The following is a 22,710-nucleotide window of genomic DNA, read 5'->3' as shown; positions in this document are numbered from 1 at the left end:
GGACGGCGACATGACCGCCCCCGCGGGCGAGGCGATCTGCGAGGCGCTGCTGGAGGCCGCGAAGGCCGCCGGGGCCGAGACCGCGGACGCCATCGCCATCTCGGGCGAGAGCCTCTCGGCCGACGTGCGCGGCGGCCGGCTGGAACAGGCCGAGCGGGCCGAGGGCGTGGACGTGGGCCTGCGGGTGCTGATCGGGCGCCGGCAGGCGACGGTCTCGGCTTCCGACGCGCGCCCCGCCACCCTCGCCGCGCTCGCCGAGCGAGCCGTGGCCATGGCCCGCGTCGCGCCGGAGGACCCGTGGTGCGGCCTCGCCGATCCCTCGCAGCTCGCCACCTCCTGGGACGTGGCGGCGCTCGACATGGCCGACCCGGCCGGGCCGCCCGACCCCGCGGCGCTTGAGGATGCCGCCCGCGCGGCCGAGGCCGCGGCGCTGGCCGTGCAGGGCGTCAGCCAGGCCGAGGGCGCGGGCGCCGCCTGGTCGCGCCGGCGCATCCACCTCGCCGCCTCCAACGGCTTCTCGGGCGGCTATGCGCGCACCTCCTCGTCCCTCTACGTCTCGGCCATCGCCGGCGAGGGGCTGGGGATGGAGCGCGACCACCGCGCCGAGGCGCGCAGGCGGTGGGCCTCGCTGCCCTCCGCCGAGGAGATCGGGCGCGAAGCCGGCGAACGTGCCGTCGCCCGCCTCAACCCCCGCCGCGCCCCCACCGGCGCCTGGCCGGTGATCTACGACCGGCGCATCGCCTCGGGCCTGCCCGGCCACCTGCTGGGCGCGATCAACGGCGCCTCGGTCGCGCGCGGCGGCTCCTGGGCCGCGGGCCTGCTGGGCGAGCGGGTGCTGCCCGCCGGCATGTCCCTGGTCGAGGAGCCGCTGCGCGCCGGCGCCGCCGCCTCCCGCCCCTTCGACGCCGAGGGGCTGCCGGTGGCCTCGCGCGCCTTCGTGGACGACGGCGTGCTGACGAGCTGGGTGCTCGACCTCGCCTCCGCCCGCCAGCTGGGGATGCAGTCGACCGGCAACGCCATGCGCGGGGCCTCGTCGACGCCCTCTCCGGGGACCTCGAACATCCGGCTGACGCCGGGCGCGGCCTCGCTCGACGAGATGCTGCGCGAGATGGGGACGGGGCTCCTGATCACCTCGCTGATCGGCGCCTCGATCAACGCCACCACCGGCGACTATTCCCGCGGCGCCTCGGGCTTCTGGATCGAGAACGGCGAGATCGCCTACCCGGTCAACGAGATCACCGTGGCGGGCAACCTCAAGCGGATGCTGGCGGGGATGATCGCCGCGAACGACGGCGACGAGACCAAGTCCGCCGTCGTGCCGTCGCTGCTGGTCGAGGGGCTGACGGTTGCCGGCGGCTGAGCGTCCCCCCCTGACCCCGCCCGCGCCCCCGCCCGTGGACCCGCGCGACGCCGAGGACCTGGCCCTGCTGGTGGACGCCGCCCGCGCCGCCGGCGTCATCGCCCTGCGCCATTTCCGCGAGGACCCGGAGACCTGGGAGAAGGACGGCGGCCAGGGCCCCGTCTCGGAGGCCGATCTCGAGGTCGACCGGATGCTGAAGGCCGAACTGGGCGCCGCGCGCCCGGACTACGGCTGGCTGTCGGAGGAGACCGACGACTCGGGCGCGCGGCGCAAGGCGCGGCTCTCGGCCGAACGCGTCTTCATCTGCGACCCCATCGACGGCACCCGCGCCTTCCTGAAGGGCGAGGAGACCTGGGGCCACGCCCTCGCCGTCGCCCAGGACGGGGAGGTCCGCGCCGGCGTGATGTTCCTGCCCGCGCGCGAGGCGATGTACGGCGCGAGCCGCGGCGGCGGCGCGACGCTGAACGGCGCGCCCCTCGCCCCCTCGTCGCGCACCGAGCTGACCGGCGCCGACGCGCTGGTCTCGGCCGCGGGGATGCGGGCGGAGCGGTGGAAGAGCGGCCCGCCCGCGGTGACCCGGCATTTCCGCGCCTCGCTGTGCTACCGGCTGTGCCTGGTGGCGCAGGGGCGCTTCGACTGCTCGATCTCGGTGGGCGGCGTGTGGGAATGGGACGCCGCCGCCGGCGACCTGATCCTGTCGGAAGCCGGCGCCGCGGTCTCCGACGCGCGGGGCGAGCGCCCGCGCTACAACCGGCCGGAGCCGCGCCTCTCGGGCCTGATCGCCTCGGCCCCCGGCATCCACCGCGCGATCCTCGACCGGCTCGCCCCCCACGACTGAACGCGCCAAGCCCCGACGGAGGCGCCGCGTCGACCGTCCCGCCCCTGGCGGGCGGACGGCCCGCGGCGCGTCCCGGCGCGGCGCGTGGGGCGAGGGGCGAGATCGTCGAAAACAGCTCTTGACCTTCCAGCGACTGGAAACCCTATATCCGGCGCCGAGCCAAGGAGCCGGACCATGAAAGACGCAGCCCTTCAAGACCTCGACCTCTCGCCCGAGTCGCCCGCGACCGCGGCGAGCGCCCCCGGAACCCTCTCCGTCTCCGTCGCAGGCATGACCTGCGCGGGCTGTGCGGGGCGGGTGGAGCGGGCGCTGACCGCCCTGCCCGGCGTCGCCGCGGCGCAGGTGAACCTGGCGCTGGAGCGCGCCGACCTCGCCCTCGCCCCCACGCCCGCCGCCGGCGCCGACATCGCCCGCGCCCTGCGCGAGGCCGGCTTCGCCGGGCGGGAGGAGACGGTGACCCTCGCCGTGCGCGGCATGACCTGCGCGAGCTGCGCGGGCCGCGTGCAGCGGGCGCTGGAGGCGGCGCCGGGCGTGATCTCGGCCGAGGTCAACCTCGCCATCGACCAGGCGGAGGTCCGCCGCCTCCGCGGGTCCGGCGATCTCGCGGACCTGATCGCCGCGGTGAAGGCCGCGGGCTACGAGGCCGCGCCGTCCGAGGCCGGCGCCGCCCCCGCCGAGGACGACCGCCCGGGCCTGGAGCGCTGGGACCTGCCGCTCGCAGCCCTGCTGACCGCGCCGCTGCTGATCCAGATGATCGCCATGCAGATCGACCCCGCCTGGCGGATGCCGGGCTGGGTGGAGCTGATCCTCGCCGCGCCGGTTTTCCTGTGGTGCGGCCGCCGCTTCCACCGCGGCGCGCTCGCGGCCGCCCGGGCGCGCACGGCGAACATGGACACGCTGGTCTCGCTGGGCACGACGGCGGCCGTCGGCTTCTCGACCTGGATGCTGCTGACCGCCCATGCCGGCCATGCGCCGCACCTCTATTTCGAGGCCGCGGCCGTCATCATCACCCTGGTGCTCGCCGGCAAGGCGCTGGAGGCGCGGGCCAAGCGCGCCGCCTCCGCCGCCCTGCGCGAGCTGATGGCCCTGCGCCCCGAGCGCGCCTGCATCCTGCGCGGCGGCGAGGAGGTGGAGGTCGCCGTGGCCGAGGTCTCGGTCGGCGACATGGTGATCCTGCGCCCGGGCGAGCGCGCCCCCGTCGACGGCACGGTCGTGCGCGGCGAGAGCGAGTTCGACGAGAGCCTGGTGACCGGCGAGCCCCTGCCCGTCCCCCGCCGCATCGGCGACGCGGTGCCCGCGGGCGCGGTGAACGGCGCGGGCCTCGTGCGCCTGCGCGCCGACCGGGTCGGGCGCGACACCACGCTCGCCCGGATCGCCGACATGGTCGCCAAGGCCCAGACCGGCAAGGCGCCGGTGCAGCGGCTGGTCGACCGCATCGCCGCGGTCTTCGTGCCGGCGGTGCTGGCCATCGCGGCCCTGACGCTGGCGGGCTGGCTGGTCGCCGGCGCCTCGCTCGACGTCGCGGTCTCGGCCGCGATCTCGGTGCTGGTCATCGCCTGCCCCTGCGCGCTCGGCCTCGCCACGCCGACCGCTCTGGTCGCGGGCACCGGGGCTGCGGCGAAGGCCGGCATCCTGATCAAGGACATCGCCACGCTGGAGCGCGCGGCCCACATCGACGCGGTGATCTTCGACAAGACCGGCACCCTGACGATGGGCAAGCCCGAGGTCGCCGAGGTCCGTCCCCTCGCCTCCCTCGACCGCGAGGCGCTGATGACCCTCGCCGCCTCCGCCCAGCGCGGGTCCGAGCATCCGCTGGGCCGCGCCATGGTCGCCGCCGCCGACGGCCTGGCGCTGTCGGAGCCCGAGGGCTTCCGCGCCGTGGTGGGCGAGGGGATCGAGGCGACGGTCGACGGCGCCCCCGTGCGCATCGGCCGCCAGGACTTCGCCGCCCCCGAGGCGCCGCAGGCCCTGCGCGCGCAGGCCGCCGAGATGGCGGGCGCCGGGCGCACCGTGGTCTGGGTCGCCCGCGAGGGCGAGGCGCTGGGGCTGATCGCGCTCGCCGACGCCCCGCGCGAGGATGCGGCGGCCGCGGTGCAGGCGCTGAAGCGCCGGGGCGTGGCCGTCTCGCTGCTGACCGGCGACGCCGAACCCGCCGCGCGGGCCATCGCCGCGCGGCTGGGGATCGAGGACGTGACCGCGGGCGTGAAGCCCGAGGGCAAGGCGCAGGCGGTGGCCGCGCTGACCGCGCAGGGCCGCCGGGTGGCGATGGTGGGCGACGGGATCAACGACGCCCCCGCGCTCGCCGCCGCGGACCTCGGCATCGCCATGGGCGGGGGCGCGGACGCGGCGATGGAGACGGCGGGCGTGGCGCTGGTGCGCCCGCGCCCGACGCTGGTCGCCTCGGCCCTCGACATCGCCGCCGCCACCTCGACCAAGATCAAGCAGAACCTGTTCTGGGCCTTCGCGTGGAACACGCTCTGCATCCCCGTCGCGGCGGCCGGGCTGCTCGACCCCGCCCTCGCCGGGGCCGCGATGGCGCTCAGCTCGGTGACGGTGGTCGGCAACTCGATCCTGCTCACCCGCTGGACGCCGGTCGAGCCCGCCGCCGAACCCGCCCTGCAGGAGGTCCGCGCATGAACATCAAGGACGCCGCCGAGCTCTCCGGCCTGCCCACCAAGACGATCCGCTACTACGAGGACATCGGCCTGGTGCGCCCGGCCCGCGGGGACAACGGCTACCGCGACTTCTCCCGCGCCGATGCGCACAAGCTGGCCTTCCTCGCCCGCTCCCGCTCGCTGGGCTTCTCGATCGAGGAATGCCGCACGCTGCTGGCGCTCTACGAGGATCGCGAGCGGGCCTCGGGCGACGTGAAGCGGGTGGCCGAGGCGCACCTGGTCGAGATCGACCGCAAGATCGCCGAGCTGCACGAGATGCGCGCCACCCTCGCCACCCTCGTGCACCGCTGCCACGGCGACGACCGGCCCGACTGCCCGATCCTGATGGACCTGGCGGGGGCCGAGAAGGGCTGAGGCGCCGCGCCGGTCCCACGGGCGCCCCGGCCCTCGAGCCGGGGCCTCGTCCGTGGGTCCGGTCGGCGCGGCGCGGGGATCGCGCAGGCCTTCGCCGCGTGCGGGCCGCAGGAGGCCCCGGCTTGAGGCCGGGGCCTCCTGCGCGAGGGGTCGGGAACCGCGGGCGAGCGCGGCGCGACGTTCGGACGAAACCCGCGGCGGCGCGGCCGCAGGGCCGATCAGTCGTCGGGATCCTCGAACATCTCGGGCTGGTTGGGGTCGGTCGGGTCCGGCTCGCCCTCTCCGGGCGGGACGTGGTCCAGGAGGCCCGCCTCGCGCAGCTCCTTCAGGCCCGGCAGGTCGCGCGCGCTCTGCAGGCCGAAGTGGTCCAGGAACCCCTCGGTCACCACGAAGGTGGCGGGGCGGCCGGGCGTCATCCGCCGGCGGCCCATGCGCACCCAGCCCCGCTCGATCAGCAGGTCCACCGTCCCCTTCGAGACGGCGACGCCGCGGACGTCCTCGATCTCGGCGCGGGTGACGGGCTGGTGGTAGGCGATGATCGCCAGCGTCTCGATCGCGGCGCGCGACAGGGGGCGGGTCTCGACCACCTCCCGCGACAGCAGCCAGCCCAGGTCGGGCGCGGTGCGGAAGCTCCAGGACTCGCCCGCTTTCTCGAGGGTCACGCCACGCCCCTCGTATCGTCTACGCAACCGCTCCAACGCCTGCGCGGCGTCGCACCCCTGGGGGAGGCGCGACGCGATTTCCGCCGGGGACAGCGGCGTGCGCGAGGCGAAGAGCACCGCCTCGACCATGCGTTCCTGCTCCTCGATGGGCGGCGAGGGGAACAGGTGGCCGGACGGGGGCTCGTCGTTCAGGGGGTCATCGGCCATCTTCGGCGCGACGCCTGAGGGTGATCTCGCCGAAGGTCTCGAACTGGCGCAGCTCCGCCTCGCCCCGGCGCACCAGCTCCAGCATCGCCACGAAGGTCGCGGCGGTGGCAGAGCGGCGGCGCTTGGGATCGCCCCGCCAGGCGGGCGGCAGGAAGGAGCTCAGCGTGCGCCAGTCGAGCACGTCGCCGATCAGGCCGCGCATCCGCTCGATCGCCTCCTCGGGCGTCATCACGGGGGCGCGGTTCATGTGCAGGGGGCGGTAGTCGTCGCGGGTCTTGATGCGCGAATAGGCGCGCAGCAGGTCGATCAGGCTGGCGTCGTAGATCACCTTCCGGCGCAGCGTCGCGGCCTCGGGCGCGCCGCGGGCGAAGCGGTCGCGCTCGAGCTGGTCGCGCCCCATCAGCCGGGCGCCGGCCTCGCGCATCGCCTCCAGCCGCTCCAGGCGCCAGGCGAGCCGCGCGGCGAGCTCCTCGGCCGAGGGGCCTTCCTCGGTCGGCTCGGGGGGCAGCAGCAGGCGGGACTTCAGGTAGGCGAGCCAGGCGGCCATCACCAGGTAGTCGGCGGCCAGCTCGATGCGCAGGCGCTTGGCCTCCTCGACGAAGGCCAGGTACTGCTCGGCGAGCTGCAGGATCGAGACGTGGCGCAGGTCGACCTTCTGGCTGCGCGCGAGCGTCAGCAGGATGTCGAGCGGGCCCTCGAACCCCTCGACGTCGACGACCAGCGCCTCGGCGGCGAGCTTGTCGTCCCCGGTCAGCGCGCCGGTGCGCCCGTCGGGGACGTCGCGCAGCAGCGCCTCCCATCCCCGCCCCTGCTCACGCATCCGCGGCCTCCCCGTTCAGGGCGCGCAGGATCTGCGCGAAACGGGCGTCGGCCTCGGCCGGATCGAAGGGCTCGGGCGCGCGGCGGGCGGCGAGCGCGGCGTCGGCGCGCGCCAGCGCCCGGCCCTCCAGCCGCGGCGTGGCGCTCAGCGCGCCCTCCATCTCGGCCATGTCGCCGTTGCAGTGCAGGATCAGGTCGCAGCCCGCCGCGATCGACAACTCCGCCCGCTCGGCCATCGAGCCCGAGAGCGCGTTCATCGACAGGTCGTCGGTCATCAGCAGCCCGTCGAACTCCAGCTCCTCGCGGATCGTGCGGATGCCGGCGGGGGACTGGGTGGCGGGGGCGTCGGGGTCGATGGCGGTGTAGACGATATGCGCCGTCATCCCCATGGCGAGGTCCGACAGCGGCTGGAAGGCCGCGAAGTCGTGGGCGCGCAGCTCCTCCAGCGGGGCGTCGACCACGGGCAGCGCCAGGTGGCTGTCGGCGGTGGCCCGCCCGTGCCCCGGCAGGTGCTTGAGCACCGGCAGCACCCCGCCGCGGGCCATCGCGTCGGCGATCACCCGCCCGCGCCGGGAGACCGTCGCGGCCGAGCGGCCCAGCGCCCGGGTCGAGATGATGCCGTCGGTCTGATCGAAGCGCACGTCCGCGATCGGCATGCAGTTCACGTCCAGCCCCACCGCGTGCAGCTCATGGGCGATGACGCGGTACTGAAGCGCGAGGGCGGCGTCCGCCTCGGCCTCGGGCAGGCCCTCGACCATGCGCTCCATCCACGGCCATTCGCGCCAGTGGGGGGCCTTCAGGCGGGCGACGCGGCCGCCCTCCTGGTCCACCAGGATCGGGGCGTCGCGGCCGACGGCGGCGCGCAGCTCGGCGGTCAGGGCGCGAAGCTGCTCAGGGTCCTGCACGTTGCGGGCGAAGAGGATGAAGCCCCAGGGGTCGGCGTCGCGGAAGAAGGCCGCCTCGCCCGCCGACAGGCGCGGGCCGGCGCAGCCCAGGATGATGGCGCGGGGGGCGCCCATCAGCGCGCCCTCCCGGCGGCGAAGGGATCGAGCCCCGGCGTCATCGCGCCCCCTGTCATCGGCCCTCTCGTCATCGGCCCTATCCTCATCGGCCCTATCCTCACCGGATCGTCGCCACGATGCAGGCCTCGCCGCGCGACTTCAGCGCTGCGCACAGCTCCTGCGCCTTGCGGCGGTCGGCGACCGGCCCGGCGCGCAGGCGGTAGAGCGTGCGTCCGCCGCTGTCGACGGTGGTGACGGCATGGGCCAGCGCGCCCAGCAGATCCTCGTGCCGGCGCAGGGCGCGGCGCCACTGCGACTGGGCGATGGCCTCGGAGTTGAAGGCGCCGAGCTGGATGCCGATGTCGCCGGCGGCCATCGAGGAGGCGGCCACGACGGGCGCGGGCTGGGCCGCGGCGGCGGCCGCGGCGGCCGCGGCCATCTCGGCGCGCGTCGGCGCACGCGGGCGCAGCGGCGGCGGCGGCGCGGCGACGGCCGAGAGGGAGGAGCTCTCCTCGGCCTCGGCGGTCGAGCCGTCGGAGCTTTCCATCGCCTGCTCCTGCAGCACGCGGGCGACCGCGCGGTCGATGGCGTCGGCGTCGGGCGCGGGCATGACGGCGGGGGTCGGGGTCGCGTCCGTCTCGCCCTCCCCCGAGGTCGCCGCGCCCGGGTCGCGGGCGGCGAGGTAGGGCTGCGGCTGATCCTCTTCGCTCAGCGCCTCGGGCTGGGGCGCCAGCCCCGGCTCGACGGCCGAGGCGCCGGTTCCGCCGACGATGCGGCTGACCGCCATGTCGGTGCGCGCCAGCTTCAGCCCGCCGGGATCCTCGGGCACGATCTTCATCGGCCCTTCCTCGGCGCGCAGGAACGGAATCTGGCCGGAGTCGCGGGTCAGCAGCCCGTGGCCCCAGCTCACCAGTCCCCAGACCAGAGCGATGGCGCAGGCGCCGCCCAGCGCGCCCGCGAATTGGCGCCGCCAGCCGCGGCCGCCGCGTTCGTCGTACCCGTAGGGGTCTCCGGCCATTTCGGCCATTCGGAATCCCGCCTGCGCTGAGGCCGGCCTCCGAAGTTTTCCCCGTGAGGCGCGGCGATGACTGCTCGTCCCCGCCGCGGACGCTTTGTCAGCGCATCTCTTCGGCCGGGGTCACGCCCAAGATACCCAAACCGGCGGAGATGACAACCGCGACCGACTTCACAAGCGCCAGCCGGGCGGCGGTTCCCGCAGGGTCCGTCTCCTGCACGACACGCAGGCGCGGCTCGTCCTTGCCCTTGTTCCAGTGGGCATGGAAGGCCGAGGCGAGATCGTAGAGGTAGAAGGCCACGCGGTGCGGCTCGTGATGCTTCGCCGCGGTCTCCACCAGCCGGGGCCATTCGGCGACCTTGGCGGCCAGCTCCAGCTCGTCCGCGTGGTCCAGCGGCGCCAGCGCCGCCTCGTCCGCCGCGACCTGGCCGAGGCCGGCCTCGGCGGCGGTGCGGAAGATCGAGTTCACGCGCGCCGAGGCGTACTGCACGTACCACACCGGGTTGTCGCGCGACTGCTCGGTCGCCTTGGCGAAGTCGAAGTCGAGCGGCGCGTCGTTCTTGCGGGTCAGCATCACGAAGCGGGTCACGTCGGGCCCCACCTCGTCGACCACGTCGCGCAGGGTCACGAAGGTGCCGGCGCGCTTCGACATCTTGAACGGCTCGCCGTTCTTGTAGAGCTTCACCAGCTGCGTGAGCTTGATGTCGAGCGGCACGCGCCCGCCCGACAGCGCCGCGGTCGCCGCCTTCAGCCGCTTCACGTAGCCGCCGTGATCGGCGCCGAAGACGTTGATCAGCTCGTCGAAGCCGCGCTCGACCTTGTCCCAGTGATAGGCGATGTCGGGGGCGAAATAGGTCCAGCCGCCGTCCGACTTCTTCAGCGGCCGGTCGACGTCGTCGCCGAACTCGGTGGACTTGAACAGGGTCTGGGGCCGCGGCTCCCAGTCCTCGGGGGTCTTGCCCTTCGGCGGCTCCAGCACGCCGACGTAGACCAGGCCCTTGTCCTCGAGCGCCTTGAGCGCGCCCTCGATCCGCCCGCCGGAATAGAGCGACTTCTCCGAGAAGAAGACGTCCATCTTCACGCCCAGCGCGGCCAGATCCTCGCGGATCAGCTCCATCATCATCTCGGTGGCGAAGTCGCGCACCTCGCGCAGCCACTCGGACTCGGGCTTGTTCAGCAGGGCGTCGCCGTATGTCGCCTTCAGCGCCTCGCCGACCGGCACCAGGTAGTCGCCGGGATAGAGGCCGTCGGCGATCGCCGGCTCCAGCCCGTGCGCCTCGCGGTAGCGCTCGTAGGCCGAGCGCGCCAGCACGTCGACCTGCGCGCCGCCGTCGTTGATGTAGTACTCGCGCGTCACGTCCCAGCCGGCGAAGTCCAGCAGGCTGGCGAGCGCGTCGCCGAAGACCGCGCCGCGGGTGTGCCCGACATGCAGCGGCCCCGTGGGGTTGGCCGAGACGTACTCGACGTTCACCTTCTTCTTTCCGCCCATGTCCGAGCGGCCGAAGTCCGCCCCCTGCGCCAGCGCCGCGGCGACGGCGCCGCGCCAGACGGCGGGCGAGAGGCGCAGGTTCAGGAAGCCCGGGCCCGCCACCTCGGCCGAGGCGACGCGGTCGTCGGCCTCCAGCAGCGGCGCCAGCGCCTCGGCGATGTCGCGCGGCTTCATGCGGGCGGGCTTGGCGAGCACCATGGCGGCGTTGGTCGCCATGTCGCCATGGGCGGGATCGCGGGGCGGCTCGACGGCGACGTTGGCGAGGTCGAGCCCGGCGGGCAGCGCGCCCTGCGCGGCCAGCGCCTCGAGGCTGTCGGTCACCAGGGCCCGGATGTCGGCGAAGAGGTTCATGGAAGGCTCCGTTCAACGGCGCGCGACCTTTGCCACCGCCGCGCCCGCGGGTCAACGCACGCCGCGCCGTGCAGGCCTTGCGGCCGCGTAGACCGTCCCTGCACGATGGCGTCCGGCGCAGGTCGCCGGTCGAGCGGCCGGGCGGGGAAGACGGAGCGCGGCGGCCGCGGGTGGGGGGCAGAGCGCGGCGCCGGCGCAAGGAGGGACAGGGTGCGGCGCCCGCCCGGGGGGAGAGGGTGGTCAGGGGAGAGGGCGTTGCGGCAGTCGCGCGGGGCGCGGCGCGGCGCCTGCCCTGACGGTCCCAGCCTCGCGCCTCCCGTCCCGGTTCCACCGGCCGACGCGCCTCGCGTCCCAGGCGCCCTGCCCCAACGTCTCGGCGGCGGACCCGCCGCCCGAGCGCCCGCCCGGCCGCACCCCGAGAAGCCGTCGGGTCTTCCGGGCAGCCGCCGATACCCTTCGGATAGTCGCTACCTTACGGATAGCTGCTATCCGAAGGGTACCCCCCACGCCGTCCGATAGCGCGCGCCGCGACCGCCGCCGCGATCCTGACGCCCAGGTCAATTTGACCCTTGCGTCAACATGAATGATACATTAACAATCGGTTCATTAACTGAACAGGAGAACCCGTCATGTCCTTCAAGACGGTGTCCTCCCCGGGTTTGCTTGGCGACCTGATGGGAGATGAGCTCGTTCAGTTGCTTGGAGGGCCGGCGTATACGTTGCTTTTGGCCGTGGCCGTCGCCTCCGTCCTCGGGGTCCTGATGATGGGACGCTCGATCTGACGGCGGCGCGACCGTCCGAATGCCAGGCGCGGCCGGCCCCCAGGGGTCGGCCGGACTTCTTTCCCCCCGCCCCGACGCCGGACTTCTTTCCCCCCGCCCCGACCCCGTCGCTTCCCGCACCGCCCCGGCCCCCGTCGGTCGCAAGGCGCCGCGTCGACGCGCGCGCCGGCCGCCGACCCTTCGCCCGCGGCGCGGCCCGGCCGAGGCGCCTGCGGCCCGGTCGTCCGCCGGCAAGCCTCGGGCCCTTCTCCGACCCTGTGCCCGGGGGCGGCCCTTGGGACCAGCGCCCCCGCGTCGATCCTTCAGGTCCGCGACATCGGATCGGTCAGCTGGCGATGCTCCTGCAGGGCGAAGCGGTCGGTCATGCCGGCGATGTAGTCGGCCACCACCCGCGCCCGGCCCGCCGCCGACATCGCGTGCATGGCGCTGTCGCGCCAGTCGTCGGGCAGCACGCGGGGCGTCTCCATGTAGATCTCGAACAGCTCCGCCACCACCGCGGCCGCCTTGCGCCGCATCCGCGCCACCCGCCAGTGGCGGTACATCCGCTCGAACAGGAAGCCGCGCACCTGCTTGAGGTCGGCGGTCATCCCGGCCGAGAAGGCGATCACCGGCCGGCCCAGCGCGCGGATCTCGTCGGGGCTCTCGGCGCCCGAGTCCGACAGGCGGCCGCGGGATTCCTCCAGCACGTCCTCGACCAGCGCGCCGAAGACCCGGCGCAGCGCCTCGTGCTGACGCCGCACGGGGTCGAGCGCGGGATAGCGCCGGTCCACCTCGCGGAAGCAGTCGCCCACCACCGGCAGGGTCGCGATCTCCTCGGCGGTGAAGAGGCCCGCGCGTAGCCCGTCGTCGAGGTCGTGGGTGTTGTAGGCGATGTCGTCCGACAGCGCCGCCGCCTGCGCCTCGGCCGAGGCGTGGGTGTGCAGCTCCAGGTCGTGGCGGGCGACGTACTCGGCCAGCGCATAGTGCAGCTCGCCCACGTCGGCGCCCGCCTCGCACAGGGGGCCGTTGTGCTTGGCGATGCCCTCCAGCGTCTCCCAGGTCAGGTTCAGCCCGTCGAACTCGGCGTAGCGCGCCTCGATCTCGGTCACGATGCGCAGCGCCTGGGCGTTGTGATCGAAGCCGCCGAAGGGGATCATCGCGGCGTGCAGCGCGTCCTCCCCGGTGTGGCCGAAGGGGGTGTGGCCCAGGTCGTGGGCCAGCGCCACCGCCTCGGCCAGCTCCTCGGTCAGCCCGAGGTCGCGCGCCAGCGTGCGCGCCACCTGCGCCACCTCGATCGAGTGGGTCAGGCGGGTGCGGTAGTAGTCGCCCTCATGCTCGACGAAGACCTGGGTCTTGTGCTTCAGCCGCCGGAAGGCCGAGGAGTGGATGATCCGGTCGCGGTCGCGCTGGAAGGGCGTGCGGTGGGCGGACTCCGGCTCGGGATGCAGGCGCCCGCGCGAGGCGGCGGGGCGGCAGGCGTAGGGCGCGGGCATGGGGGCTCCTGGCTGAAGCGTCTGGGCGGGTCCGTCCGGGCGGGGCCGGCTGGGCGGGTCCGTCCGGGCGAGAGCATCCGGCTCCGTCGAGGCCGCGCCGCTTGCGTCGCCCCCGCCTTCGCCTAGATAATGGCGCGAGGCCTACACCATCCTCCGCGAAGGGAAAACCGCCATGGCCGACGCCGAATTCTCGCTCGACCTGTCCACGCCGGCGATCACGGTTCCGCCGCGCGCGACCGACCGCGCCTTCGCCCGCCTGGCCGAGATCGCCGAGGGCGCGGGCGAGGCGAAATGCCTGCGCGTGGCGGTCGAGGGCGGCGGCTGCTCGGGCTTCCAGTACGAGATCACGCTCGAGGACGCGCCCGCCGAGGACGACCTGGTGCTGGAGAAGGACGGCCAGCGGATCCTGGTCGACCCAGTCTCGCTGCCGTTCCTGTCGAACTCGGTGATCGACTTCACCGACGAGCTGATCGGCGCCCGCTTCGCGGTCGAGAACCCCAACGCCACCAGCTCCTGCGGCTGCGGCACCTCCTTCTCGATGTAAGCCGCGCCCTCGCGCGGCCCGCCCCACGCGCCCGGCGCGACGCCCGCAGGCCCGCGCGAAGCGCCTGTTCTTCGGAGCCGTCCATCGCTGATGCCGTAAAGAGCGAGTCGTCGGGAGGGGTCCAGGATCGCGAAGCGACCCGCGCTTGCGCGGGCTTGTCCTTGACCCCTCCCGGCGACTCGCTCAGGCATCTTCAGCGACGGACGGCTGCGAAGAAGAGGCGCGGCCCTGTTCTTTGGTGAGCTCCCGAAGCGGCCTTCCGGGCGCGCAAGCGCCCCCGCGCAGCGGCCAGCCGACGAGCCCCGCCTCGGAGGCCCCCCGCTCCCGCGCCGCTCGAAGGCCCGGATCGCGCCCCTCCCTCTCGCCTTCCCCGCCCCCTGCCGATACCCTGCGCCACCCGCACCCGAGAGACAGATTCCCAAGGTCCGCGCAGCATCCCCATGCCCACACCCGAGACGCTCCTGAAATCCGTCTTCGGCTTCGACGCCTTCCGCCCCGGCCAGGAGGAGATCGTCTCCGCCATCCAGAACGGCCGCGACGTGCTGGCGATCATGCCGACCGGCGGCGGCAAGAGCCTGTGCTACCAGCTTCCCGCGCTGGCCCGTGACGGCGTCACGCTGGTCGTCTCCCCCCTCATCGCCCTGATGCGCGACCAGGTGGCGGGGCTGCGCGAGGCGGGGGTGGAGGCGGGCGCGCTGACCTCGGCCAACACGCCCGAGGACAACGAGCGGATCTTCGACGCGATCGACCGCGGCGCTCTGAAGCTTCTTTATCTCGCGCCCGAGCGGCTCTCCTCCTCCCGCCAGCTGCTCGCCCGCCTGCCGATCTCGCTGCTGGCGATCGACGAGGCGCATTGCGTCAGCCAGTGGGGCCACGACTTCCGCCCCGACTACCTGCGCATCGGCGAGCTGCGCGCGGCGCTGGGCAACATCCAGACCGCCGCCTTCACCGCCACCGCCGACGAGGAGACCCGCGCCGAGATCCTGCGCCGTCTCTTCGACCACGACGACGCGGCCCTGACGGACGAGGGCGAGGACCCGGGCGCCCCGGCCGTGTTCCTGCGCGGCTTCGACCGGCCCAACCTGCATCTCGCCTTCGAGGCCAAGGCCTCGCCGCGCAAGCAGCTGATGGATTTCGTGATCCCCCGCCGCGGCCGCTCCGGCATCGTCTACGCGGGCTCGCGCAACAAGTGCGAGGTGCTGGCGACCGCGCTCCGGGCCGAGGGCTTCGACGCCCTGCCCTACCACGCCGGCCTCGACGCAGAGACCCGCGCCCACACCCAGGACCGCTTCAGCCGCGAGGACGGGATGGTGATCTGCGCCACCGTCGCCTTCGGCATGGGCGTGGACAAGCCCGACATCCGCTTCGTGGCCCACGCCGACCTGCCCAAGTCGGTCGAGGCGTACTACCAGGAGATCGGGCGCGCCGGGCGCGACGGAGCGCCGGCCGACACCTTCACCCTCTACGGGGTCGAGGACATCAAGCTCCGCCGCCTCCAGATCGACGAGAGCCTCGCGCCGGACGAGCGCAAGCGCGCCGACCACCAGCGCCTGAACGCCCTGCTGGCGCTGGCCGAGGCGCCCGGCTGCCGCCGCCAGACCCTGCTCGCCTATTTCGGCGAGGCCCGCCCCCAGCCCTGCGGCAACTGCGACCTCTGCCGGAAGCCGCCCGAGCTCTTCGACGGCGCGGTCGCGGCGCAGAAGGCCCTCTCGGCCATCTACCGCACCGGGGAACGCTTCGGGGTCGAGCACGTGGTCGACGTGCTGCTGGGCAAGACCAACGAGCGGGCCGAGCGCCTGGGCCACGACCGCCTCACGGTGTGGGGCATCGGCAAGGAGTTCGATCGCAACGCCTGGCGCGGCATCCTACGCCAGCTGCTGGCGCTCGGCCTGACCCAGGTCGACGGCCAGACCGGCGGCTGGCGCCTGAGCGAGGACGCCCGCCCGGTGCTGCGCGGCGAACAGGGCCTGCAGCTGCGCAAGGACGCGCTGACGTCCCGCGGCTCGAAGAAGGACGAACGCCGCCCCGCCCCCGCCGCGCTGGTGGACGAGGCGGACGAGCCGCTGCTCTCGGCCCTCAAGGTGCTGCGCCGGCGCCTGGCCGAGGCGCAGAACGCGCCGGCCTACATCGTCTTCAACGACCGCAGCCTGATCGACATGGCCACGAAGAAGCCGCGCACGATGGACGAGCTCGCCCAGTGCCACGGCGTCGGCGCGGCCAAGCTCGCCCGCTACGGGGCCGAGTTCCTCGAGGTGCTGACCGGCGCCCCCGCCGGCGACGCCCACCCCGGCCGGATCCGCGCGGCCGCCTCCGGCGACGGGGAGCTGTTCGACGCCCTCCATGCCGCGCAGCTGCGCCTGTCGCGCGGCGTCGAGGGCGCGGACAAGCCGCTCAACTGCACCAACGCGACGCTCGCCAAGATCGTCGAACGGCGTCCCGACAGCCTCGAGGCGCTGGGCCAGATCCCCGGCATGGGTCCCCAGAAGGCCGAGCGCTTCGGCCCCGCGTTCCTGTCGATCCTCGCCGCCGCCGCCGAGGCGTGAGCCGCGCGCCCGGCCGCGAGGCGCCGCGTCGACCGGGGCGCCTTGCGGCCCCCTCCCGCCCGCGGCGCGCCCCGGCCTCGGCGCGCGGGGCCCCCGTCTCCCGTCGCCGCCCGCCGTCTCCGACGCCCGCCGCCGGCGCCCCTGCGCCGCAAGCGCCCCCCGCGAGCGCCTGTTCTCCGGAGCCGTCCGTCGCTGATGCCGTGAAGAGCGGCTCGGGGGGCGAGGTCAGGGATCGCGAAGCGACCGGCGAAGCCGGCTTGTCCTTGACCCCGCCCCCCGAGTCGCTCAGGCATCTCCAGCGACGGACGGCTCCGGAGGACAGGCGCGGGCCTGTTTTCTGGTGGGCTCCCGAAGCGCCCCTCTTGCGCGCATCGCGCGCCCCGGCGTAGCCGGGCATGGCCCGAGCGAGCCCCGCCTCGCGAGGCCCCCGACGACAGGCAGGAGACTTCGCCGATGAAGATCGCGACCTTCAACATCAACGGCGTGAAGGCCCGCCTGCCCGCCCTGCTGGAATGGCTCGACCGCGCGAAGCCCGACGTGGTCTGCCTGCAGGAGATCAAGTCGCTCGACGAGACCTTCCCGCGCGAGCCCATCGAGGACGCCGGCTGGAACCTCGAGACCCACGGCCAGAAGGGCTTCAACGGCGTCGCCATCCTCTCGCGCCGCCCGATCGAGGACGTGATGCGCGGCCTGCCCGGCGACGACTCGGACGAGCAGGCCCGCTACATCGAGGCCACGATCTCCGGCGATCAGGGCGCGGTCCGCGTCTGCGGCCTGTATCTTCCCAACGGCAACCCCGCGCCGGGTCCGAAATACGACTACAAGCTCGCCTGGATGGAGCGGCTGGAGGCGCGCGCGGCCGAGCTGATCGCGTCGGAGGAATGCGCCGTGCTCGCCGGCGACTGGAACGTGATCCCCCAGCCCGAGGACGCCGCCCGCCCGCAGGCCTGGACCGAGGACGCGCTGTTCCTGCCGAAGACCCGCCAGGCCTTCCGGCGGATCCTCAACCAGGGCTGGACCGACGCGCTGCGCATCCACCGCCCCGGCCCGGAGGTCTACACGTTCTGGGACTACCAGGCAGGCGCCTGGCAGAAGAACGACGGCATCCGCATCGACCACCTCCTGCTGACCCCCCAAGCCGCCGACCGGCTGAAGGGCGCCGAGGTCGACGCCTGGGCCCGCGGCGGCGAGAAGCCCTCGGACCACGCGCCGGTGTGGATCGAGCTCGACATCTGATCGTACCGCCGAAGCCTCGTCCCCCGGCCCCGCCGGCCTGGGCGGGGCGCGGGCCCCGGCGCCCGGCGCCCCGGGCTCGCCCCGAGGCCTCGCCCTCGCCGCCCCGATGCGGCGGACGGCGAGGGGGCGCCCCGTCCGCGGCCATGGCGCGGCGCGCGCCCTCCCGCGCCCCGCCGCCGCCTTGCAGGCCCTCGCGCGGACCCATAGGTAGGCGCGAACCGCCGGCGCCCCCCGGGCGCGAGAGGAGATCCCAGATGAGCGTGACGCGCGAGGACATCCTGAAGGCCCTCTCCCGGGTCGTGGATCCCGGCCAGGGCAAGGACCTGGTGGCGGCCGACATGGTCCGCGCCCCGGTCTTCGAGAACGGCACCGCCCGCTTCATCCTCGAGGTCGACCCCGCCCGCGGACGCGAGATGGGCCCGGTGCTGAAGGCGGCCGAGGCCGCGGTGGGCGCCCTGCCCGGCGTGACGAAGGTTCAGGGCGTGCTGACCGCCCACGGCCCCGCGGCCCCCGCCCAGCCCGCGGCCCGCGGCCCGGCCGGCGTGCCGCCGCCGCCGCCGGGGGGGGCCCCCAACCTCAAGATCGGCCGCCATCCGCAGCCGCAGGCCAGCAAGAAGATCCCGGGCGTCGACAAGATCATCGCCGTGGGCTCGGGCAAGGGCGGCGTGGGCAAGTCCACCGTCTCGGCCAACCTCGCCGTTGCGCTGGCCAGGGCCGGCAAGCGGGTGGGCCTGCTCGACGCCGACATCCACGGGCCCAGCCAGGCCCGGATGCTGGGGCTGTCGGAGCGTCCCCGCTCGGACGGCGAGACCATCATCCCCCTCCAGGCCCACGGGCTGACGGCGATGTCCATCGGCCTGATGCTGCCCGAGGACGAGGCGGTGATCTGGCGCGGGCCGATGCTGATGGGCGCGCTTCAACAGATGATGAACCAGGTGCGCTGGGGCGAGCTCGACGTGCTGGTGGTGGACCTGCCGCCGGGAACGGGCGACGTGGCGCTGAGCCTTTGCCAGAAGGCGGAGGTGACGGGCGCGATCATCGTCTCCACCCCCCAGGACGTGGCCCTGCTCGACGCCAAGAAGGCGGTGGCGATGTTCCGCAAGCTCGAGACGCCGATCCTGGGGCTGGTCGAGAACATGTCGGTCTTCGTCTGCCCCCATTGCGGCCAGCCCAGCCACATCTTCGGCCACGACGGCGCGAAGGCCGAGGCGCAGCGCCTCGGGTTGCCCTTCCTGGGCGAGATCCCGCTGCATCTCGACATCCGCGTCTCGGGAGACGAGGGCGCGCCGATCGTGGCCCGCGATCCCGACGGCCCGCAGGCGCAGGCCTTCCACGCGCTGGCCGCGAAGCTGATCGACGGCGGGCTGGCCTGAACCCACGCCGGGGCCGGGCCCTGCCCGGCCTCGTGCGTTCGGCAGCCGCCGCACGGTTTCTCCCGCCCCGCCCCGCCGCGGCCGCTCAACTCCTCCCGGCGACGGCCGCGCGGGGCCGCGCGCGCGACGTCACTCGATCGGGGCCAGCAACGCGGGCGCGGTGACCAGTCGGCGCACGCCGTGGGCGTGGTCCTCCTCGAACGCGTTCTCGGCGCACCAGCGGTGCAGGGTCATCACGTCCACCCGTGCGCACCAGGGCCGCACCGACCAGGTCACCTGGTAGGGCGAGCAGCTCGCGTCCGAATACGCGGGCCCCGTCGTCGAGCCGGCGAACACCACCGGCTCCCCGAAGCCGGTGGGCAGCGCCCGGGGCTGGCTGAGCGCGAGGCCCGCCGGCTCGACCGACGAGGCGTAGTCGAAGGCCGAGAAATCCAGCGCCTCGGGATCGTTCACCGCCAGGAACACCTGCGTCTCGACCCGGAGCTGGGGGTTGGCGCAGGTCTCGGTCGCGCAGGCGCCCAGGCCCGCGCCGGGGCCCGCGTCGCAGGTCGTGTGGACCCAGTGCACCTCGACCGTGTCGCCCGGCTTCAGCCCGCCGCAGGCGCCGTGGCCGCGCAGGGGGTCGTCGAGCTCCTCCGCCGTCAGCGCCGCGGTCTCGTTGCAGCGCCAGCCGCCATGCTCCCCCGGCCCGCCGGGGACCGAGAAGCCGGGGCCCTTGTGCTCGGCGTTCACGTGGAAGTGGATGTTGCACAGGTTCATCCGCGACGCCGGAGGCGCGAGCGCGAAGAGGCGCGCGTTGGCGCCGGCCTTGGCCGAGATGTCCCGCGGCGTCTGCGGGCCGAACCCCTCGCACAGCGGATCGGCCCCCGCCCGCGCCGAGGCGACGGGCGCCGCCGCCGCGAGGGCCGACAGGAGAAGGACGGCGGAACGGATCATGCGCGGCGTCTCCAGCAAGGCCCGGCCAGGCCGGGCGGTCGGAGGGCAGCAAGGCGCGGAGTCGGGTTGAAACGGCGTTAAGACCCGCTCGCACGGGCGTGAGCGCCAAACGGCCGCCCGCCCCGCGAAACGCCGCAGGCCGCCGGGCCGAATTCCCTTGCCCGCAAGGCCGCGCGCCGACACGCTGGGCCCCATCGCCGTTCCGCGCCGTCGACGTCCGCGCAAACCGCGCGCCCGCAGCGGCGGCATCGTCGCGCGTGCCGAAACGGCGCGGGCGGCGGATCGCGCCTTTCCGACGCGGGGCCCCTTGCAACCGGCGCGAGGGTCGCCACCTCCCCGCCTTCCCGACGCCCGCCCCGGACCCGACGGCCAAAGAGGAGACCTCATGCGCCTGCGCCTCGGATGCGAGATCGCCTGCGACTACCAGGCCCCGACGCCCATCGTGGCGATGCTGAACGTGCACCCCTCGCGGGTGTCCCACCTCGAGCGGCCGGACCACCTGACCGTCTCGCCGGCGGTGCAGGTCGACCACTACCGCGACGCCTTCGGCAACTGGTGCGCGCGCATGGTGGCGCCGGCCGGGCGCTTCTCGATCCGCACCGACGGCATCATCCGCGACGACGGCGCCCCGGACCCGGTGTTCCCCGACGCCCGCCAGGCCGCGATCCAGGACCTGCCGTCCGAGACGATCCAGTTCCTGCTGCCCTCGCGCTACTGCGAATCCGACAAGCTGATGGAGGAGGCCTGGTCCCGCTTCGGCCACCTGCCCGAGGGCTGGGCGCGCGCGCAGGGGGTGGTGGAATACGTCCACAACCACATCCGCTTCGACTACATGGCCGCGCGCAACACCCGCACCGCCTTCGAGGCGAACGCCGAGCGAACGGGCGTGTGCCGCGACTTCGCGCACCTGGCCGTGGCCTTCTGCCGGGCCCTGAACCTGCCTACGCGCTACTGCACGGGCTACGTCTCGGACATCGGCCAGCCGCCGCCCTATTCCCAGATGGATTTCGCCGCCTGGATGGAGGTGTTCCTCGACGGGCGCTGGATCACCTTCGATCCGCGCAACCTCACGCCCCGCATCGGGCGCGTGCTGGTGGGGCGCGGGCGGGACGCGGCGGACGTGCCGCTGACCCACACGTTCGGCTTCGCCCAGCTCGCGAAGTTCGAGGTCTGGATCGACGAGATCCCCTGATCCCCGCCCCGCCGCCCGCGCCGGGGGCGCGGGCGGCGGGCGCGTCGGATCAGGCCTCGGCGGGCGCCTCGGTCGGCTCCGCCGGCGCGGCCCGGGCCGCGTCCGCCAGCGCCTGCGGGCCGGCGGCGAGCCAGCGGTGCACGAAGGCGAGCTTCTCCCGCGCGGGCTTCGGCATCACGAACGGGTAGAGATCCGCGAGCCCCATCGAGCGGTTCACGTGGTTCAGCGCCAGCCCCAGCTCGCAGCCCCGGTCGATCAGCGCGGGCGCGTCGCGCTCGGCATAGGCGTCGTAGCCAGGCGCCACCGCCGGGACGCTCAGCCCCGCCGAGACGAAGCTGTCCACGATGTCGGTCAGGTGCAGGAGATGCGCGCAGCTCTCCGCCCAGTCCTCATGGGCGTGGGCCGAGGCGTATTCGCTCACGTGCCGGTCCTGCCAGTCCGCGGGCGGCCCCTCCTCGTAATGCCTGGCCAGCGCCGCGCCGTAGTCCTCCCGCTCGTCGCCGAAGAGGGCGCGGAACGCGTCCAGGAATTCCTGCGAGGCCGAGAGCCGCAGCTGGAGCGCGTGGGCCAGCTCGTGGCGAAAGTGGCCGTTGAGGGTGCGGAACGCCTCGCCCAGGTCTTCCCGCCGGCGGGCGCGCTCGGCGCGGTCGGCCTCGGCGAGGTTGATGGTCACCACGCCGTCGGCATGGCCCATGATCACGTCCACGGGGCCGTGGCGCGTCTCCTCCGCCAGCATCCGGAAGCGGGGGCCGGGGCCGGGATCGTCCGGCGTCCACCAGCGCCAGCGGCCGAGGTTGGCCAGCACCCAGCGCTTGGCGGCCTCGGCCTCGGCCCACTGGGTCATCGCCTCGGGCAGCGACGGGTCGGGGGCGGTCTCGGTCATGGCGCAGGCGCGGCAGAACTCGCCGCCCTCCGCCCGCCAGTTGCAGCCCAGCCGCTCGCGGTGGGCGCAGGGGGCGGGCGGGTCCGCGGCAGGCGCCTCCCCCTCCGCGGGCAGGTCGAGCGTCAGGAACGCGCCCGCCCCGCCCTCGGCGTCCGGGTCGTAGACGACCCGCACGCCGCAGGCGCAGGACAGATTGTGAAACCAAAGCGACCCGCCGCAGGCGGGACAGGTGAACAGGCGCATCGATGCTCCTCGCTCGCGCGACGTTCCGCCCCGGCGGACGCGCCCCCCGTCCCGGCCGCGCCAAAAGCGCTCAGAGGGGCTTGAGCCCCTCCGCCTCCAGCGCCGCCTGGACGGCGGGTCGCGCCTGCATCCGGGTCCGGTGCTCATGCACCTTGGGGAACCGCGCGGGATCGATCTTGTCCGTCTCCATCCAACGGGAGACCGTGTAGAGATAGGCGTCCGCGACCGTGTGACCATCCCCCATCACGAAGGGGCCCTTGAAGACCTCCTCCTCCAGGTGGCGGAAGCTCTCGCCCACCGTCTGCGGCACCTTCGCGCGCATGTCGGCGTGGGAGCTCTCCTGGTCCGCCCAGCGGGCCGAGCGCCGGCCGTGGGCGTGGTTCACGTGCAGCGTGGCGCAGATGTAGGCCAGCACGCTCTGCATCTGGGCGAAGTCCCAGGGGTCGGCCGGGGCCAGGTTCGCCTGCGGAAAGCTCTGCGCGATCCAGGTCAGGATCGCGGGCGTCTCGGTCAGCGCGCCGCGCTCGGTCTGCAGCAGCGGCACGCGGCCCTTGGGGTTGAGCGCCAGGTACTCCGGGCTGCGCTGCTGGTCGGCGGCGAAGTCGACGCGGCGAAGCTCGAACTCCGCCCCCGCCTCGCGCAGCGCGATGTGGGAGGCGAGCGAGCAGGCGCCGGGCGCGGAGTGGATGACGATCACGGGGGGCTCCTTCGGTGGGGTCGGCCGCATCCTGTCGC

Annotated in this window: 19 protein-coding genes; 10 read left to right on the top strand and 9 right to left on the bottom strand. The window is 74.3% G+C overall.

Annotated elements, in window-relative coordinates:
* Positions 1–10 precede the first annotated feature (10 nt).
* The 4 genes from P2H44_RS09715 (at position 11) to cueR (ending at position 5,227) form a co-directional block, all read left to right on the top strand.
* Positions 11–1,360: a TldD/PmbA family protein gene (locus P2H44_RS09715; protein WP_275763317.1), complete on the top strand. Its 1,350-nt coding sequence runs from the start codon at positions 11–13 to the stop codon at positions 1,358–1,360.
* Positions 1,361–1,394: 34 nt separating this feature from the next.
* Complete coding sequence (locus P2H44_RS09710) at positions 1,395–2,198, top strand: 3'(2'),5'-bisphosphate nucleotidase CysQ (RefSeq protein WP_275763316.1); 804 nt, start codon at positions 1,395–1,397, stop codon at positions 2,196–2,198.
* A 174-nt stretch (positions 2,199–2,372) separates the two neighbouring features.
* A complete protein-coding gene (locus tag P2H44_RS09705) occupies positions 2,373–4,835 on the top strand; it encodes a heavy metal translocating P-type ATPase (protein WP_275763315.1) in 2,463 nt (820 codons plus the stop codon).
* Positions 4,832–5,227: a Cu(I)-responsive transcriptional regulator gene (gene cueR / locus P2H44_RS09700; RefSeq protein WP_275763313.1), complete on the top strand. Its 396-nt coding sequence runs from the start codon at positions 4,832–4,834 to the stop codon at positions 5,225–5,227. Before P2H44_RS09705 ends, cueR begins: the two co-directional genes overlap by 4 nt.
* 218 nt (positions 5,228–5,445) lie before the next feature.
* On the opposite strand, the gene scpB is transcribed toward cueR, so the two are convergent.
* From scpB to argS, 5 genes are all read right to left on the bottom strand, one after another.
* Complete coding sequence (gene scpB / locus P2H44_RS09695; RefSeq protein ID WP_275763312.1) at positions 5,446–6,096, bottom strand: SMC-Scp complex subunit ScpB; 651 nt, start codon at positions 6,094–6,096, stop codon at positions 5,446–5,448.
* Positions 6,086–6,916: a segregation and condensation protein A gene (locus P2H44_RS09690; protein ID WP_275763311.1), complete on the bottom strand. Its 831-nt coding sequence runs from the start codon at positions 6,914–6,916 to the stop codon at positions 6,086–6,088. The genes scpB and P2H44_RS09690 overlap by 11 nt, the downstream gene beginning before the upstream one ends.
* Positions 6,909–7,934, bottom strand: a complete 1,026-nt coding sequence (gene nagZ, locus P2H44_RS09685) for a beta-N-acetylhexosaminidase (RefSeq protein WP_462976277.1) — start codon at positions 7,932–7,934, stop codon at positions 6,909–6,911. The genes P2H44_RS09690 and nagZ overlap by 8 nt, the downstream gene beginning before the upstream one ends.
* A gap of 100 nt (positions 7,935–8,034) precedes the next feature.
* On the bottom strand, positions 8,035–8,934 hold the full coding sequence (locus P2H44_RS09680) for an SPOR domain-containing protein (protein ID WP_275763310.1): 900 nt from the start codon (positions 8,932–8,934) through the stop codon (positions 8,035–8,037).
* A 97-nt stretch (positions 8,935–9,031) separates the two neighbouring features.
* A complete protein-coding gene (gene argS, locus P2H44_RS09675) occupies positions 9,032–10,771 on the bottom strand; it encodes an arginine--tRNA ligase (protein WP_275763309.1) in 1,740 nt (579 codons plus the stop codon).
* A 629-nt stretch (positions 10,772–11,400) separates the two neighbouring features.
* On the opposite strand from argS, the gene P2H44_RS09670 reads away from it, so the two are divergent.
* Positions 11,401–11,553 carry a hypothetical protein gene (locus P2H44_RS09670; RefSeq protein WP_275763308.1) on the top strand — a complete coding sequence of 51 codons (153 nt, stop codon included), beginning with the start codon at positions 11,401–11,403 and terminating at the stop codon, positions 11,551–11,553.
* A gap of 302 nt (positions 11,554–11,855) precedes the next feature.
* On the opposite strand, the gene P2H44_RS09665 is transcribed toward P2H44_RS09670, so the two are convergent.
* On the bottom strand, positions 11,856–13,025 hold the full coding sequence (locus P2H44_RS09665; RefSeq protein WP_275763307.1) for a deoxyguanosinetriphosphate triphosphohydrolase: 1,170 nt from the start codon (positions 13,023–13,025) through the stop codon (positions 11,856–11,858).
* A 172-nt stretch (positions 13,026–13,197) separates the two neighbouring features.
* Here P2H44_RS09665 and P2H44_RS09660 point away from each other — a divergent pair, with 172 nt between their 5' ends.
* The 4 genes from P2H44_RS09660 (at position 13,198) to P2H44_RS09645 (ending at position 18,721) form a co-directional block, all read left to right on the top strand.
* Positions 13,198–13,569 carry a HesB/IscA family protein gene (locus P2H44_RS09660; protein WP_462976276.1) on the top strand — a complete coding sequence of 124 codons (372 nt, stop codon included), beginning with the start codon at positions 13,198–13,200 and terminating at the stop codon, positions 13,567–13,569.
* 440 nt (positions 13,570–14,009) lie between these two features.
* Entirely contained in the window at positions 14,010–16,112 is a 2,103-nt protein-coding gene (recQ, locus tag P2H44_RS09655) for a DNA helicase RecQ (protein ID WP_275763306.1), read from the top strand.
* A gap of 453 nt (positions 16,113–16,565) precedes the next feature.
* Positions 16,566–17,348, top strand: a complete 783-nt coding sequence (gene xth / locus P2H44_RS09650) for an exodeoxyribonuclease III (RefSeq protein WP_275763305.1) — start codon at positions 16,566–16,568, stop codon at positions 17,346–17,348.
* A gap of 254 nt (positions 17,349–17,602) precedes the next feature.
* Positions 17,603–18,721, top strand: coding sequence for an Mrp/NBP35 family ATP-binding protein (locus P2H44_RS09645; RefSeq protein WP_275763304.1), 1,119 nt, complete (start codon positions 17,603–17,605; stop codon positions 18,719–18,721).
* A gap of 129 nt (positions 18,722–18,850) precedes the next feature.
* On the opposite strand, the gene P2H44_RS09640 is transcribed toward P2H44_RS09645, so the two are convergent.
* The gene (locus tag P2H44_RS09640; protein ID WP_275763303.1) at positions 18,851–19,657 is read right to left on the bottom strand and encodes a delta-class carbonic anhydrase; all 807 of its coding nucleotides are present in this window, start codon (positions 19,655–19,657) and stop codon (positions 18,851–18,853) included.
* 385 nt (positions 19,658–20,042) lie between these two features.
* Here P2H44_RS09640 and P2H44_RS09635 point away from each other — a divergent pair, with 385 nt between their 5' ends.
* Positions 20,043–20,849, top strand: coding sequence for a transglutaminase family protein (locus P2H44_RS09635; protein ID WP_275763301.1), 807 nt, complete (start codon positions 20,043–20,045; stop codon positions 20,847–20,849).
* Between the two features lie 49 nt (positions 20,850–20,898).
* Here the strand turns inward: P2H44_RS09635 and P2H44_RS09630 are convergent, their stop codons facing one another.
* Together P2H44_RS09630 and P2H44_RS09625 are read right to left on the bottom strand one after the other, a co-directional pair.
* Positions 20,899–21,975: a zinc-binding metallopeptidase family protein gene (locus tag P2H44_RS09630; RefSeq protein ID WP_275763299.1), complete on the bottom strand. Its 1,077-nt coding sequence runs from the start codon at positions 21,973–21,975 to the stop codon at positions 20,899–20,901.
* 70 nt (positions 21,976–22,045) lie between these two features.
* Entirely contained in the window at positions 22,046–22,672 is a 627-nt protein-coding gene (locus P2H44_RS09625) for a glutathione S-transferase family protein (protein ID WP_275763298.1), read from the bottom strand.
* Positions 22,673–22,710 lie beyond the last annotated feature (38 nt).

The sequence above is a fragment of the Albimonas marina genome (assembly GCF_029223255.1).
In the GTDB taxonomy this organism is placed as follows: Bacteria; Pseudomonadota; Alphaproteobacteria; order Rhodobacterales; family Rhodobacteraceae; genus Albimonas.
The sequence above is the reverse complement of the archived record's forward strand: the minus strand, read 5'-3'. Positions and strand labels throughout refer to the sequence as shown.